At 67.1% G+C, this 15,489-nt stretch carries 11 protein-coding genes; 4 read left to right on the top strand and 7 right to left on the bottom strand.

Annotated elements, in window-relative coordinates; genetic code table 11:
- Window positions 1-53 precede the first annotated feature (53 nt).
- Window positions 54-1,004: a metallophosphoesterase gene (locus ACEQX1_RS11385; protein WP_370194752.1), complete on the top strand. Its 951-nt coding sequence runs from the start codon at window positions 54-56 to the stop codon at window positions 1,002-1,004.
- Here the strand turns inward: ACEQX1_RS11385 and ACEQX1_RS11380 are convergent, their stop codons facing one another.
- From ACEQX1_RS11380 to ACEQX1_RS11350, 7 genes are all read right to left on the bottom strand, one after another.
- Window positions 1,005-1,622, bottom strand: coding sequence for a hypothetical protein (locus ACEQX1_RS11380; RefSeq protein ID WP_024350393.1), 618 nt, complete (start codon window positions 1,620-1,622; stop codon window positions 1,005-1,007).
- Between the two features lie 85 nt (window positions 1,623-1,707).
- A complete protein-coding gene (locus ACEQX1_RS11375; RefSeq protein ID WP_370196841.1) occupies window positions 1,708-2,523 on the bottom strand; it encodes an alpha/beta fold hydrolase in 816 nt (271 codons plus the stop codon).
- Entirely contained in the window at window positions 2,523-4,193 is a 1,671-nt protein-coding gene (leuA, locus tag ACEQX1_RS11370; protein WP_228239870.1) for a 2-isopropylmalate synthase, read from the bottom strand. The genes ACEQX1_RS11375 and leuA overlap by 1 nt, the downstream gene beginning before the upstream one ends.
- Window positions 4,194-4,619: 426 nt before the next feature.
- Complete coding sequence (locus ACEQX1_RS11365) at window positions 4,620-5,717, bottom strand: sensor histidine kinase (RefSeq protein WP_370194755.1); 1,098 nt, start codon at window positions 5,715-5,717, stop codon at window positions 4,620-4,622.
- Between the two features lie 157 nt (window positions 5,718-5,874).
- Window positions 5,875-6,780, bottom strand: a complete 906-nt coding sequence (locus ACEQX1_RS11360; protein WP_024350389.1) for a cation diffusion facilitator family transporter — start codon at window positions 6,778-6,780, stop codon at window positions 5,875-5,877.
- 22 nt (window positions 6,781-6,802) lie between these two features.
- Window positions 6,803-8,992, bottom strand: coding sequence for an anthranilate synthase (locus ACEQX1_RS11355; RefSeq protein ID WP_370196840.1), 2,190 nt, complete (start codon window positions 8,990-8,992; stop codon window positions 6,803-6,805).
- A 267-nt stretch (window positions 8,993-9,259) separates the two neighbouring features.
- Window positions 9,260-10,864, bottom strand: coding sequence for an EAL domain-containing protein (locus ACEQX1_RS11350; protein ID WP_370196839.1), 1,605 nt, complete (start codon window positions 10,862-10,864; stop codon window positions 9,260-9,262).
- Window positions 10,865-11,057: 193 nt separating this feature from the next.
- Between ACEQX1_RS11350 and ACEQX1_RS11345 the strand changes: the two genes are divergently transcribed.
- The 3 genes from ACEQX1_RS11345 (at window position 11,058) to ACEQX1_RS11335 (ending at window position 15,480) form a co-directional block, all read left to right on the top strand.
- Complete coding sequence (locus ACEQX1_RS11345) at window positions 11,058-12,662, top strand: GMC family oxidoreductase (RefSeq protein ID WP_370194060.1); 1,605 nt, start codon at window positions 11,058-11,060, stop codon at window positions 12,660-12,662.
- A gap of 121 nt (window positions 12,663-12,783) precedes the next feature.
- Window positions 12,784-13,767, top strand: coding sequence for an ABC transporter substrate-binding protein (locus tag ACEQX1_RS11340; RefSeq protein WP_370196838.1), 984 nt, complete (start codon window positions 12,784-12,786; stop codon window positions 13,765-13,767).
- 12 nt (window positions 13,768-13,779) lie between these two features.
- A complete protein-coding gene (locus tag ACEQX1_RS11335; RefSeq protein WP_370193364.1) occupies window positions 13,780-15,480 on the top strand; it encodes an ABC transporter permease in 1,701 nt (566 codons plus the stop codon).
- Window positions 15,481-15,489: the final 9 nt, after the last annotated feature.

The following is a 15,489-nucleotide window of genomic DNA, read 5'->3' as shown; positions in this document are numbered from 1 at the left end:
TCCTTCGTTCGCCAACCCTAGCAATCCGTCGCTCCTCACCTAGGATGACAGGCATGTTTCGTCTCGCCCATCTCTCCGATATCCATCTTGGTCCATTGCCTGAATTGTCGATCCGCGAACTCGCGTCGAAGCGGGTGACCGGTTACGTCAACTGGCATCGCAATCGCCGCAGGGTGATGTTCGGCGACACGCTCGCCAACCTCATTCAGGACCTGCAGCAGGAAGCGCCGGACCACATCGCGGTCACCGGCGACCTCGTCAATCTTGCGACCAAGGTCGAGACCATGGCGGCCCGCATCTGGCTCGAGGAACTCGGCAAGCCGCACGACGTCTCCGTGGTGCCAGGCAATCACGACGCCTATGTCCCCGGCGCGCTGAAGCGATCCTACCGGGAATGGTACGAGTACATGATCGGCGACAATCCGCTGAACGCCATCGGCAACTCGTTCCCCTATGTGCGGGTCCGCGGGCCCGTCGCGATCTTCGGTGTCTCCACCGCGGAAGCGACGGCGCCGTTCTTCGCCACCGGCACGTTCCGCCGGCGCCAGGCGATGGCGCTCGCCAAGCAGCTCGAACACGCCGGCGCGCATGGCCAGTTTCGCGTGGTGCTGATCCACCATCCGCCGATCTCCGGCTCGACGGCTTGGCACAAGCGGCTGATCGGCAAACAGTTCTTTTCGAAGGTGATCCACGAGATGGGCGCCGAGCTCGTGCTGCACGGCCATACGCATCTCGATACCCTGCATTGGCTCAAAGGGCCGCAGGGCATGGTGCCGGTGGTCGGCGTGCCGTCGGCGAGCCAGGCGCCCGGCAGCTCGCATCCGGCCTCGCGCTACAATCTGTTCGAGATCGACGGCGAGCCGGGAAAATGGTCGCTGATCCAGCGCGAACGCGGCGCCCGCGAGGAGCGTCCGGGCATCGGCTGGGTGCGCCAGCGCGAACTCCTGAGCGACGGGCGCGCCGTCAACACGACCTCGCGCGAGGATTCGCGGCCGGCGGCCTGATCAGCCGACGGAAACGCCGAGATAGGACGAGATCGCCAGCAGCAGGCCGGCGCCGACGACGACGCCGATCATCAGCCAGACGGCGGCGATGACGAAGTCGGTCGAACGCGAGCGCTGCGGCTCCGGCTGGCGCAGCGGCGCCTCGTTGGTACGGCGAACCGGATGCGCCGGCTTGGCGATCCGCTCGTTCAGCTCGTCATTGACCGCGAAAGCCTTGTCGCGCTCCACGATCCGTTCGGCGACGTAGTCCGTCACCCGATCGGCGATGATCCGTGCTTCGGTGGATTCGACCAGCGTGACCCGGCCGAGGCGCGTTTCGCGGACGAGGCGATAGGTGCGCCGGTCGCGGGCCATGACGACGTTGGCGGTGCCGTCGATCCACAGGCGCGCATGGGCGCCGCCCGACAGGGTGAAGTCGAACATGTCCTCGCCCGCCGGCAGTTCGTCGATCAGCGGCTGCAGCTCTTCCTGCAGGATTTCGAGCCGCGCGCGATCGGCCTCGCGGATATCGACGACGACGTCCGAGCGCTGCGCGGCAGCGATCTTGGCCTGTCGCACGGCATCGGCCAGTCGCTTCGTCCCCATCAGGGTCGCGACATTGTCCTTGCCTTCGCCCATCGATCGTCGCCTCGAATCCAATTCGTTAACCGGGGGTTTATCATATTCGGAATCGCGATTGGAAGAAACTGCGTGACGCTCCGGCTCAGACGCCATCGACCTGCTCGATCGACGCCAGAATCGCGCTCTCGCAGGCGTCTTCCGCCTCCAGCATCAGCATGTGGCCGTGCCCGGCCAGCGCGGTCAGGGCGAAGCCCGGCGGCGCCCCGGCGCCCTGCGCGAACGGTGTGACCGGATCCTCCGTGCCCCATACGAGCGAGATCGGCACGCCGCTCGCCGCGATGGTCTCGAGCGGCAGAACGCCCTGCGTCCCGCCTCCGCCGCCATCCTCGGCCATGAACAGGAGATCGAACATCTGCGCGACCGCGGCGCGGTCCTCCGGCGTCCGGGCGGCGGCGATCGCGGCGGCCATCTCGCTGTCCGGCTGCCAGCCCGGGGCGCCCATCGCGCCAAGCGACGTGCGGACCGCCTCGGCGCCCTCGGCCGTCATCACCGCTGCGATCAGGTCGCTGCCGATCTCCGGACCAAATCCGCCCGGGGCGAGCAGCGTCAGCGAGGCTACCCGGTCCGGTGCGAACAGGCTGACGAGGCAGGCAATGGCGCCGCCCATCGAGTGGCCGACGAGGTGGGCGGAGGCGATGCCCCGCGCCTCCATCTCGGCGATCACCGCCCGCGCCGCCACCTTGGGCGGACCGAAGCCGGGATAGTCCCGCGACCGGCCATGGCCCGGCAGGTCGAAGGCGAGAACCAGCCGCTGCGGGGTGGCGAGGCGCCGTTGTAGCGCCTCCCACACGGCCGCCCGGCCGTCGAAGCCGTGCAGCAGCACGACGGGCCGCGCCGTACCGCCGGCTTCGCCGCCCTGTTCGATGGCAAACAGGCGCGGTGCTTCGGCGTCGCTCATCAGCGCGACGCCAGGAGGCGGTTCGCCGCGGCGACCAGCGCTTCGAGCGAAGCGGTGACGATGTTCTTGTTCATGCCGACGCCGAACAGCCGTCCGCCCTCGTGCTGCACTTCCATGTAGCAGATGGCGCCCGCGTCGGAGCCCGCGCCCAGCGAGTGTTCTGAATAGTCGAACACCGAGAACTCCAGCCCCAGATGGCGGCAGAGGGCGTTGACGAACCCGTCGATCGGCCCGGTTCCGATCCCCTCGATCGTGGTCTCCACGCCATTGTCGAGGATGGTCGCCTCGACGATCCGTTCGCCCTTCACATTCGCGCTCGGCCGGGTGGTGTGCTCGACGAACCGGATGCGGCCGTCGGGCTGCTCGACATAACGCTCGATGAAGCGCTCGTAGATGCGCTTGACCGGCAGCTCTCGGCCTTCCTCGTCGGTGATGTGCTGGATGTCCTCGCGGAACTCCACCTGCAGGTTGCGCGGCAGGTTCAGGCCGTAATCGGCCTGCAGCACATAGGCGATGCCACCCTTGCCCGACTGCGAATTGATGCGGATGATCGCCTCGTAGGATCGGCCGACATCCTTCGGATCGATCGGCAGATACGGGACTTCCCACAATTCCTTGTTGGCGACCTTGCGGGCCTTCATGCCCTTGTTGATCGCGTCCTGATGCGACCCGGAAAAGGCCGTGTAGACCAGCTCGCCCACATAGGGATGACGCTCGTGGATCGTCATCTGGTTGCAGTACTCGAAGATCTCCTTGATGTGGTTGATGTCCGAGACGTCGAGACCCGGATCCACCCCTTGCGTGAACATGTTCAGCGCCAGGGTGACGAGATCGACATTGCCGGTGCGCTCGCCATTGCCGAACAGCGTGCCCTCGACCCGGTCCGCCCCGGCCATCAGGCCCAGTTCGGTCGCCGCGACCGCGGTGCCGCGGTCGTTGTGGGGATGCAGCGAGACGATCAGGCTGTCACGATTGTCGAGATTGCGGCACATCCATTCCATCTGGTCGGCATGGATGTTCGGCGTCGACATCTCGACCGTCGCCGGCAGGTTGAGGATCAGCTTGTTCTCGGGCGTCGGCTGGACGATCTCGGCGACTGCGTTGCAGATCTCGACGGCGAAATCGAGTTCGGTCCCGGTGAAGCTTTCCGGCGAATACTGGAAGCGGTAACCGCCGCCGGCCTTGGCCGCCATGTCGACGACCATCTTGGCGGCGTCGGTGGCGATCTCGCGAATGCCGGCGCGATCCTTCTGGAACACCACGCGGCGCTGCAATTCGCTGGTGGAATTGTAGAAATGCACGATCGGCCGGTGCGAACCCTCCAGCGACTCGAAGGTGCGCGAGATCAGCTCAGGCCGGCACTGCACCAGCACCTGCAGCGACACGTCGTCCGGTGTCTCGCCCTCCTCGATGCACCAGCGCACGAAATCGAAATCGGTCTGCGAGGCGGACGGGAAACCGATCTCGATCTCCTTGAAGTTCATCGCCTTCAGGAGTGCAAAGAACCGGGCCTTGCGGTCCTGCCCCATCGGATCGACCAGCGCCTGGTTGCCGTCGCGCAGATCCACCGAACACCAGATCGGCGGCTCGGTGATGGTCTTGGACGGCCATGTCCGGTCGGGCAGATCGACCTGGCCATAGGGCTGGTATTTGCGGGAGGCCGACGGCATTGTGCCGCGGCGCTCGGCCGTTTCAGGCGGCGCCTGCCGGACGTCTGCGGCCGGATGGGTGGCGGGTGTAACGGACATGGTCTTCGCACCTTGATCGCTGGGCGGATGACGGCTGCGGCGGCTTCGCGCGCATCTGGCCGGTCATCGGCAATTGGAACCGTCTTGTAAAGCGAGAGGGGCTGAGCGCGCGGGCCGGGTCGGACCACAGTGCCGGCTCGACCGCCGGACGCCCCCTTCAGGTCAACGGGTCCGACGGCCGCAGCTAAGAAGGAGAAGGCGTAGAAGCGAGAGCGGACGCACGGCGTCGCCGGCCCGGCTCGGGGCCGCGATCATGCCGAAGATGGATGGCGTCGCGTTCATGCGGCGAAGACTAGCCGCAAATCCGTCGATGGCAAGCCGAAAATGCAACAGTCGCGGCCGGCCCGGTCAGTCCGCCGGCGACGCCCCGAAGGCCGGCCGGGCCTCGAAGACGAGCGTCGCCACCGCGCCGCCGTCGTTCGACGTCTCGAAGCGCCCGCCGATCTGCTGGGTGAGAGAGGCGACGATGCGCATGCCGAGATTGCGGGACGCGGCAATGGAAAAGCCGTCCGGCCAGCCCGGTCCGTCGTCGGCGACCTGCAGCCGCTGGGTCCAGCCCTCGCCCGCAGTGCCCGCCATGTCCTCGGGGCGAAGCGAGACCCGGATGGTGCCCGGCCGGCCGTCGGCGCAGCCATGCTCGATCGCGTTGGAGATCAGTTCGGTCACGATCAGCGCCAGCGGCACGGCTGTCTCGGCATCCACCTCGGTGGGTGCGACATCGGTCAGATAGGTCACATTGGTCACCCCCGATGCCGCCAGGAGATCCGGGCCGAGCTGCGCCAGATAGGGCGCCATGTCGAGGCTCTGGCGGCTCGGATCGTGGAGCTGGCGCTGGATCTTGGACACGAGGCCGATGCGGGCGGAGGCCTGCTGCAGGGCGGCGGTCGCCTCGGCGGAAGAGGACACGCGCGCCTGGGTGTTCAGGAGCGCCGACACGACGGCGAGATTGTTGGAGACCCGGTGCTGCAACTCGCGGAACAGAAGGTCGCGCTCGTTGGCGTAGCGCGCGGTCGCCTCCTTCTCGACGGTCAGCCGGTCGAGCGCGACGTGCATCCAGTGGATCAGCACGATGTCGACCGTCACGATGAAGACGTAGAAGACCAGCGCCAGCAGCGAACCGCCCGTGAGCAGGAAGGAATCGAAGGGCGGAATGAAGAAGTACCAGGCCGACAGGCCGCCGAGGATACCGACCAACGCTCCCGGCGCCGTGCCGGCGAGGAACGTCGTGATGATGACCGCCGGGAAGAACGACAGATACGGGAAGCCGGCCGGCAATTGCTCGTCCAGCCCGTAGCGGACCCAGAAGGCGAGCCCGATCGCCACGATGGCGAAGACCCAGCGAAGCACCGGCCTCTCGCGCCAGGAAATGGCGGCGAGAAACGCCTGCACGCCGTTCAGGCCGGCGAGATTGGCCCTGCCGCTCGGCGCGCCGATGTCGACCCCCATGGTGATCCCCGTCCAGTTGCAGTGCGCCGCAAGCCCGTCGCGACTCCAGCGTCCCCTCCGCCGCCAGCTATTGCCGCTGCGGCGGCAAATGGCAAGCAATCGTCGTTTGATTTCAAGGGGCTGCCCCTGATCTCAGAGCCTTGGCGAGCCGGCGGGGTCAGAGAACCGGCACGCCCGTCTGCTTGGCCTCGCCTTCCGGCTCGACATGGATCGACACCCGGGCCCCGTCGAAGGCCACCTGCAGCGCATCCTCGATGCGATCGCAGATTTCATGGGCAATGCCGACGGTCATGGTTTCCGGCACGACCATGTGAAACTCGATGAAGATTGCCCGGCCAGCCAGCCGGGTCTTCAGATCGTGAACCTCGAGCGCTCCATCCGCATGCGAGGAGATGATGTCGCGGACGGTGGCTTCCTCCTCCGGGTCGATTGCACGGTCCATCAGCCCGGACAGCGAGCTCATGACGACGAGATACCCTTCGCGCAGGATATTCAGGGCGACGAGGGCCGCCATCAGCGGATCGAGGATCGTCCAGCCGGTGCTGGTGGCGATCAGCAATCCGCCGATGACGCCGACGGAGGTCACCACGTCCGCCATGATGTGGCGTCCGTCCGCCGCGAGCGCGGGCGAGCGCCGAGCGGCGCCCTGGCGGATCAGATAGGTCGCCCAGACGGCATTGATGGTCGTTGCCGCGGCATTGATGGCGATGCCGATCAGCGGCTCCTCCATCGCCCGCGGCACCAGATAGGCCTGCCATGCCTCGCGCAGGATGAGCAGCGCCGCCAGAACGATCAGCACGCCCTCGATCACCGCGGACAGATATTCCGCCTTGGTGTGGCCGAAGGGGTGGTCGCTGTCGGCCGGCTTGTAGCTGAGCGTGACGGCCCAGAGCGCGATCAGGCCGGCGACGACGTTGACGATGGATTCCAGCGCGTCGGAGAACAGCGCGACCGACCCGGTCATCCGGTAAGCGGCGTATTTGATCGCGAGCACGATCACCGCCACGGCGACCGACGCCATGGCGATGCGCTTCACCAGCGGGGCACCAGCACCCGCCGCCATCTCCGACCCGCCGCTCACCGTGTCAGGCCGCCTGTTCGCGGGCCCGGCGCGGCAGTGCCGCGACGATGTTCTCGATCATCCGCATGCCGGCGTCGCCACCGAGGCTCATGATGCTCTCCGGATGAAACTGCACGGCCGATACCGGTTCGGTCCGGTGCTCGAAGGCCATGACGATGCCGTCCTCGGTCTCGGCCGTCACGTTGAAATCCTTGGGCAGGCGCACGGGATCGGCGAAGATCGAGTGGTAGCGCCCGACGGTGACCTCCGCCGGCAGGCCGGCGAAGATGATGCCGGGATCGGAAATGCGGATGCGCGACGGCTTGCCGTGCACCGGCATGTGCAGCGTCCGCAGCGTGCCGCCATAGGCTTCGGCAAGGGCCTGCAGACCGAGACAGACGCCGAAGATCGCCGCGCCGTGCTCGCGCGCCCGGGCAATGGTGCCCTTGCAGTCGAAGTCGGACGGATTGCCCGGTCCCGGCGACAGCACCACCAGATCCGGCGCGATCCGCTCGAAGATCTCCGCCGGCACCGGCGTGCGGACCGTCGAGACCTCGGCGCCGGTCTGGCGGAAATAGTTCGCCAGCGTATGGACGAAGGAATCCTCGTGATCGACGAGGAGAATGCGCAGCCCCTCCCCCACCTTGGCGGAATCGCGCTTGGCGGCGGCCGGATCGGGCGCGCCCGCCTCGCGGATGGCGCCGATCAGCGCCGAGGCCTTCAGTTCGGTCTCGGCCTCTTCGTCCTCGGGGTTCGAATCGTAGAGCAGCGTCGCGCCGGCCCGCACTTCGGCGATGCCGTCCTTCAGACGGATCGTGCGCAGGGTCAGGCCGGTATTCATGTCGCCGTTGAAATGCACCATGCCGACGGCGCCGCCATACCAGGCGCGCGGGCTCTTCTCGTTGTTCTCAATGAAGCGCATGGCCCACAGCTTGGGCGCGCCGGTCACGGTCACGGCCCAGGCATGGGAGAGGAAGGCGTCGAAGGCGTCCATGCCGTCGCGCAGCCGGCCCTCGATGTGATCGACCGTATGGATCAGGCGCGAATACATCTCGATCTGGCGCCGCCCGATCACCCGGACCGAGCCCGGATCGCAGACCCGGCTCTTGTCGTTGCGGTCGACGTCGGAACACATGGTCAGTTCCGACTCGTCCTTCTTGGAGTTCAGGAGCTTCAGGATCTGCTCGGAATCGGCGATGGCGTCGTCGCCGCGCTTGATCGTGCCGGAGATCGGGCAGGTCTCGACCCGGCGACCGTTGACCCGCACGAACATCTCCGGCGAGGCGCCGATCAGGAACTCGTTCGACCCGAGATTGACGAAGAACGAATAGGGCGACGGGTTCACCGCCTTGAGCCGGCGCGAGATCTCCGACGGCCGGTGCTCGGCACGCTCGTAGAAGACCTGCCCGGGCACGACCTCGAAGAGATCGCCGCGCATGAACTTCTCCTTGGCGGAGCGCACGAGGTCGGCATATTCGCCCGGCTTGTGGTCGCCGCGTGGCGGGATCCGGTCCGAGGGCGCGAAGGGCGCATTCGGCCCGCCGCCTTCCAGCCCTTCCGTCGAGGCGCCGTCCATGGCGAAGTCGTAGCGGGTCCGGAACGCCGAGGCCGAATAATGATCGACCTCGAGCAGTTCGTCGGGCAGGTACAGCACCAGGTCGCGGCGCTCGGCATCGCGCTCCAGCACTTCCGGCACCGGCTCGAACTGATAGGCGAGATCGTAGCCGAAGGCGCCGTAGAGGCCGAGTTCGCGCCCCTCCTCGGAGCGGAACAGCGACACGATGGTCCGCAGCACCGAGAAGACGCTCGGCATGCGCGAACGCTCTTCCTCGGTCACCGCCGCGGCCGGCTCGACGATGGTCAGGTCGATGATGTCGTCGCTACGCGTGCGGCTCGCGATGTCGTCATTGCCGGCCAGCGCCGCCTCGATGAAGCCGAGCAGCACACGGCCGCGCGGGTTCAGCGCCTCGATGCGCATGTCGCGCCTGTCCGACGAGATGACCAGCGGCGGATCGACGAAGGCGACGTCCTGGCGCGTATAGCGGCCGGGATATTCGTAGTTGGAGAACAGGACCGCCCCGCGGCGCGTGTCGAGCCAGTCGAAATAGGGCTCGATCGCGCCTTCATACGCCACGGCCTGCCGGCTGCGGGTGATGACGATGCCTCCGGCGGTTACATACCGTTCCCGTCCGTCTTCGGTCTGTTCGGTCACCATGAATCTTCTCCGGGTCTTGCGACAAGCTCGTTGCGGGTCTCGTGCCCGGACCCCCGGCGACATAGCAAAAAGGCCGCCGGATGATCCGAGGCGGCCTTGAGGTACTGATCACATGCGTGATGGTCCGGCCGCTATCAGCGAGCCCACCACCAGTTCTTTGCAGAGATCATCGTGTCCATGGAAATCGGATAGACGACCCGGCCCCAAAGGGCAATGGGAAAGGCTGCTAGCCGGCGGCGCGATCGGTTCCAGCGATCTTCCGGAACCCTATGCGGCCTTGGCGATGAGCTGATCCGGACGGCTTGCGTCGGCAAGGAATCCCGCGAAGGGCTCGATCCCGAGGGGCCGCGAGATGTGGTAACCCTGCACGAAGTCGATCGCCGGGCGGAAGGCGCGCAGTTCCTCGAGGCGTTCGGCCGTCTCGATTCCCTCGACCACCATCATTCGGCCGGAGGAATGGATCATCTCCACGGCGTGATACAGCATCCGGGCCATCATGCTGTCGGCCGGCGCCATGGCAAAGGCACGGTCCAGCTTGACCCCGTCCACCGACAGCGCCGCGAGGTTCTGGATGTTCGAGTAGCCGCTGCCGAAGTCGTCGATGTAGGTGCGGATGCCGGTGTCGCGCAGCCGCTCGATCTCGCGGGGCGCCGTCTCCATGTCGATGGCGTCGCTTTCGACGAGTTCGATGATCACCCGGAAGCGCTCGGGCTCGGCGAGGAACGGCCCGAAGATGTCGCAGAGCACGGCACTGTCGAGATCGCGGGGGAAGACGTTGAACGTGACCTTCAGCAACAACCCCGCCGGCATCGCGGCGGAGAGTTCGCGGTGCGCCTTCTCGACCACCATCCGGGTGAACTGCCGGGTCAGGCCGTAACGCTCGACCAGCGGAATGAAGCGGTCCGGATAGACGATCGTGTCGTCGATGTCGCGCCAGCGCGCCAGCACCTCGCAGCCGGCGATGCGGCCGGTCGCGAGCTCCATGATCGGCTGGTAGGCGCACACCACGGTCTCTGCGTCGAGATAGCGGCGGAAGCGGGCGTCGAAGGCCCAGCGCCGGACGATCAGCGCGCGCGCCTGGATGGCAAGGACAGCCGACAGCAACGCGGCGAACAGCAGCGCCACGACGGCATAGGGCGCTCCGCGTGCGAGCAGGGAGGTCAGCGAGGCCTGGGTGGCCACGCAGATCATTCCGTCGTCGCCGCAATCGATGCTGCGAACGGTGCCGGACAGCGGCGCGGTGCCGTCGATGTCAGCCTGGCGGTTGGCGTCGAAGACGCCCTCGACGCCGTCGAGGTGCCATCGACGACCGCTCGAAGCCGTTGCAACGGTCTCGAACTCCATCCATTGCGGGACCGCGTGCGGCACTTCGTCCTGACGCACGACAATGGCGAAGTCGCCTTCCTGAACGATGCTCCCGAAGAGACCTTCGAATCCCGAGAAGGACAGGTCGCGCTGCATCCAGACGACGGTCTCCGCCCCGACCCGGATGTCCGGCTCGCCGAACTGCAGGGGTGTCTCGAACACCCCGATGCTGGCCGAGCAAAGCGCCGCGCCATCAACAACGTAGAGGAACTCGTGAAAGCCGTCCGGAAGGAAGGCCACGCGGCGAAGCTGTTCCCGGAATTCAGCGCTGCAGGGCGCGGCCGTGACCTGCTTTTCCAGCTCGGCAAAGGTCGAGTCGAGATTCCGACGGATCTGGGCGTAGGGCGCCAGCGCCACGCGGCTCTCGGCCCGCATCGACTGACGCGCCTCGTACAGCGCGAACACACCGGCCGCCCCGGTCAGGACAACAAAGATCAAGCTCCCCACGACGATCGCGATGATCGTCTGCTGGCGACGGGAGATGAACAGACTGACAAGCTTCGCCATGGCGTTACGGCCTATTTTTCGGTCATCTCAGTGAATTGGAAAACCCTCTATGAGTGCTTAAGAAGCAGGCAGATGCCGCCGGTATCGCCAAGCTTTCGCGCGACGGCGGCCTCACGACTTCCGCAACGGCTACGCGCAATCGACCGCACCGGCCGACATTCCCCAAGCCGAAAGTTTCGGCTAGAGCGAGGTCATGGAAGAATTCGACTATATCGTCGCCGGGGCCGGTTCGGCCGGTTGCGTCCTCGCCAACCGGCTTTCCGCCAATCCGCGCAATCGCGTGTTGCTTCTGGAGGGAGGCGGCAAGGACAACTGGATCTGGTTCCACATCCCGGTCGGCTATCTCTTCGCCATCGGCAATCCGCGCTCGGACTGGATGTTCAAGACGTCGGCCCAGGCCGGGCTGAACGGGCGGGCCCTCTCCTATCCGCGCGGCAAGACCCTTGGCGGATCGTCCGCGATCAACGCCATGATCTACATGCGCGGCCAGGCGGCAGACTACGACCATTGGCGCCAGCTCGGCCTCGAAGGCTGGGGTTGGGACGACGTCCTGCCGCTGTTCAAGGCGATCGAGGACCATGCCGACGGTCCGAGCGAGTATCACGGCGCGGGCGGCGAATGGCGGGTCGAGCATCCGCGCATTCGCTGGGATATCCTCGACCGGGTCCGGGACGCGGCGCATGCGGCCGGCGTGCCCAAGATCGATGACTTCAACACCGGCGACAACGAGGGCTCGGCCTATTTCCAGGTCAACCAGAAGGGCGGGCGACGCTGGAGCGCGGCGCGCGGCTTCCTCAAGCCGGTCCTGAAGCGGCCCAATCTGAAGATCGTGACCGGGATGATGATCGACCGGGTCACGGTCAAGGACGGGCGCGCCGTCTCGCTGCAATACCGCCGCGACGGCCAGACCTTCGAGGCGAAGGCGGCCGGCGAGATCGTGCTGTCGGCCGGCGCGGTCGGCACGCCGCTGATCCTCGAGCGGTCCGGCATCGGCGACACCGACCGCCTGCGGCCGCACGGCATCGCCCCGGTCCGGCATCTGCCCGGGGTCGGCGAGAATCTGCAGGACCATCTGCAGATCCGGCCGATCTACAAGGTCGACGGCATCAAGACGCTGAACAGCGAATACAAGAACCTCTTCCGCCGGGCGATGATGGGCGCGGACTACGCGCTGCGCCGCCGCGGGCCGATGACCATGGCGCCCAGCCAGGTCGGGGCCTTCGTCAAGTCGCGCCCGGACCGGGCCACCGCCGATCTGGAATTCCACTTCCAGCCGCTCTCCCTCGACGACTGGGGCAAGGGCCTGCACCCGTTCTCGGCCTTCACCGCCAGCGTCTGCAATCTGCGGCCGACGAGCCGCGGCAGCGTCCACCTGACAGGCTCTCTGGTCGAGGACACGCCGGACATCTCGCCCAACTATCTCTCCACGGACGAGGACAGGCAGGTCGCGGTGGACAGCCTGAAATGGGCACGCCGGATCGTCGCCCAGTCGCCGCTCGCGCCCTACAAGCCGGAAGAATACAAGCCGGGGGCCCATGTCGTGTCGGACGATGACATGCTGGTGGCGGCAGGCGACCTCGGCACGACCATCTTCCATCCGGTCGGGACCGCGAAGATGGGCCCGGACGGCGATACCGGCGCGGTGGTCGACGAACGGCTGCGGGTGCGCGGCATCGAAGGGCTGCGGGTCGCCGACGCCTCGGTGATGCCGACCATTACCTCCGGCAACACCAACTCGCCGACGATCATGATCGCCGAAAAGGCCGCCCGGATGATCGTCGAGGATTCCCGCAGCTGATTGCCGCAACACCGTCCGCTGGACCGCCCGTCATCTTCCTGTCACGGGTGGCGCTGTAGTCGCCCTGCCCGTGGGGCGCCGACCTTTCCGCGAACCCCGAACACGATCTGAGGAGACCGCCATGATCCGCAGCCTCGGCTTCGCCGCCGCCACTCTCGCCGCCATTCTCCTCTCCGGCACGGCCTTCGCCCAGTCCGGCAAGCTGGTGCTCTATACGAGCCAGCCGAACGAGGACGCCCAGGCGACCGTCGACGCCTTCAAGGCGAAGCATCCCGATGTGGACGTGGAATGGGTCCGCGACGGCACGACCAAGGTCATGGCCAAGCTGCAGGCCGAGTTTGCCGCCGGCAACCCGCAGCCGGACGTGCTGCTCATCGCCGACAGCGTGACCATGGAAGGCCTGAAGCGCGACGACCGGCTGATGCCCCATGCCGATGCCGACACGACCGGCTTCGCGGACGGCCTGTTCGACACCGACAAGACCTATTTCTCGACCAAGCTGATCACCACCGGCATCGTCAACAACACCCGCGCCGAGACCACGCCGTCCTCGTGGAAGGACCTGGCGGACCCGGCGCTTCAGGGCCAGACGACCATGCCGAGCCCGCTGACCTCGGGCGCTGCGCTGGTGCATCTGGCCACGCTCACCCAGAACCCCGATCTCGGCTGGGACTATGTCGCGGCGCTCGCCGAAAACGGCGCCACGGCGTCTGGCGGCAATGGCGGCGTCCTGAAGGCGGTGGCCGGCGGCGAGAAGCCCTATGGCGTGATCGTCGACTTCCTGCCGATCCGGGAAGCTGCGAACGGTTCGCCGGTCAACTTCGTCTTCCCCGAGGAAGGCGTTTCCGCCGTCACCGAACCGGTCGCGATCCTGAAGACCGCGCAGAACCCGGAGGCCGCCAAGGCCTTCGTCGATTTCGTCCTCAGCGAGGACGGCCAGAAGCTGGCGGCGAGCCAAGGCTACCTGCCGGCCCGCGACGGCGTCGAGGCGCCTGCCGGCTTCCCGGCCCGCGACGCGATCAAGCTGATGCCCTTCGATGCGGCCAAGGCGCTCGCCGACGAGGAGGCGAACAAGAAGCGCTTCGCCGAACTCTTCGGCGGCTGACCTCTGCCCGCCATCACTTCCATTGCCAGACGCTGGAACGGCGAGAGCATCACTCTCGCCGTTCTCGTCGTTTTCGTCGGCCTCGTCAGCGTCCTGCCGGTCACGCGGCTCGTCGTCGAGGCCTTCGCGCCCGGCGGCACGCCCGACCTTGCCAATATCCGTACCGTGCTCACCGCCGGTTCCACCTGGACGGCGGCCTGGCATTCGCTGGTCACGGCCACGCTCGGCACGGCGATTTCGCTCGTCCTCGGCACGCTCTTCGCGCTGATCGTCGCCCTCACAGATATCCGCGCCAAGGCGGCGCTGGTGTTCTGCTTCCTGCTGCCGCTGATGATCCCGCCGCAGGTGACGGCGCTGTCCTGGGCGCAATTGTTCGGGCCGGCGAGCCCGCTCCTGATCACGCTGGGCCTGGCGCCGCCGCTCGGCTCGCCAAACCCGATCTACAGCCCCGGCGGCATCGTCCTGCTACTCGGCATCCAGCATGCGCCACTGGTGTTTCTCGCCGTGCGCGCCGGCCTGCGCGGCCTGCCGCGCGAGATGATCGAGGCAGCACGCGCCTGCGGCGCCGGCCGGCTGCGGGTGATGGCGACCATCGTCCTGCCGATGATGACCCCGCCGCTGGTCGCCGGCGGCGCCCTCGCCTTCGTCTCGGCGGTCGGCAATTTCGGCATTCCGGCGCTGCTCGGCATTCCGGCCGGCTACACCGTTCTGCCGACCCTGATCTATCAGCGGCTGGCGAGCTTCGGCCCGTCGATCATCTCGCAGGTCGCGGTGCTGTCGATCGTCGTCGGCGCCCTCGCCTTCGTGGGCTTCGCGGTGCAGGCGCTGGTCATCGGCAAGCGCGACTATCGCACCGTCGGCGCGCCCGCGCAGGCCCTGCGCTATGCCCTCGGCCGCTGGCGCGGACCGACCGAGGCGCTCGCCTGGGCGATCATCGTCGCCATTCTGGTGGTGCCGCTGATCGCGCTCCTCGCGACCTCGCTGGTCACCGCCTATGGCGTGCCGCTGACCGGCCAGACGGTGACTTTGTCCAACTACGCCGAGGTGCTGTTCCGGCAGGATTCCACCGTGCGCGCCTTCCGCAACTCGTTCCTTCTGGCGGCCGGCACCTCGCTGTTCCTCGTCGCGGTCTGCGTGCCCTTCGCGGCCTTCGTCGTGTGGCGCAAGAGCCGGCTTCTGGATGCCCTGGCGATGATGGCGGAACTGCCCTACGCCCTGCCCGGCATCGTGCTCGGCATCGCCGCGATCCTGATCTTCATCATGCCGCTGCCGGTGCTCGGCATCAGCCTCTACAACACGATCTGGATCATCTTCTTCGCCTATCTGGCGCGCTTCCTGACCCTGTCGCTGCGCCCCGTCGTGGGGGCGGTGCAGCAGGTGGACCGGGCATTGGAGGAAGCTGCGCGCATGACCGGCGCACGCTATCTGTTCCGGCTGCGCACGGTGGTCTTCCCGCTGCTCGCGCCGGCCGCGGCGGCGGGCGCGATCCTCACCTTCATGACCAGCTTCAACGAACTGACCGTCTCGGCGCTGTTGTGGTCGGCGGGCAACGAGACGCTCGGCGTCGTGGTCTTCAATCTCGACGATTCCGGCGCAACGGTGCTGGCCTCGGCAGTGGCGGTGGTCACGGTGGTGGCCATTGTCGCGATCATGGGCGTGACGGCGCTGTTTGCGCGGCGCCTGCCGCGCGGCGTCCTGCCCTGGACCGACTGACCAGCCGAC

The sequence above is a fragment of the Aurantimonas sp. genome (genome assembly GCF_964217435.1).
Classification (GTDB): domain Bacteria; phylum Pseudomonadota; class Alphaproteobacteria; order Rhizobiales; family Rhizobiaceae; genus Aurantimonas; species Aurantimonas coralicida.
This window is presented reverse-complemented; position numbering and strand designations above follow the sequence as displayed.

Coding starts and splice junctions, on each gene's coding strand:
- ACEQX1_RS11365 (WP_370194755.1), bottom strand. CDS start 5,717: ATGGGGGTCGACATCGGCGCGCCGAGCGGCAGGGCCAATCTCGCCGGC.
- ACEQX1_RS11380 (WP_024350393.1), bottom strand. CDS start 1,622: ATGGGCGAAGGCAAGGACAATGTCGCGACCCTGATGGGGACGAAGCGA.
- ACEQX1_RS11345 (WP_370194060.1), top strand. CDS start 11,058: ATGGAAGAATTCGACTATATCGTCGCCGGGGCCGGTTCGGCCGGTTGC.
- ACEQX1_RS11375 (WP_370196841.1), bottom strand. CDS start 2,523: ATGAGCGACGCCGAAGCACCGCGCCTGTTTGCCATCGAACAGGGCGGC.
- ACEQX1_RS11360 (WP_024350389.1), bottom strand. CDS start 6,780: ATGGCGGCGGGTGCTGGTGCCCCGCTGGTGAAGCGCATCGCCATGGCG.
- ACEQX1_RS11340 (WP_370196838.1), top strand. CDS start 12,784: ATGATCCGCAGCCTCGGCTTCGCCGCCGCCACTCTCGCCGCCATTCTC.
- ACEQX1_RS11355 (WP_370196840.1), bottom strand. CDS start 8,992: ATGGTGACCGAACAGACCGAAGACGGACGGGAACGGTATGTAACCGCC.
- leuA (WP_228239870.1), bottom strand. CDS start 4,193: ATGCCGTCGGCCTCCCGCAAATACCAGCCCTATGGCCAGGTCGATCTG.
- ACEQX1_RS11350 (WP_370196839.1), bottom strand. CDS start 10,864: ATGGCGAAGCTTGTCAGTCTGTTCATCTCCCGTCGCCAGCAGACGATC.
- ACEQX1_RS11385 (WP_370194752.1), top strand. CDS start 54: ATGTTTCGTCTCGCCCATCTCTCCGATATCCATCTTGGTCCATTGCCT.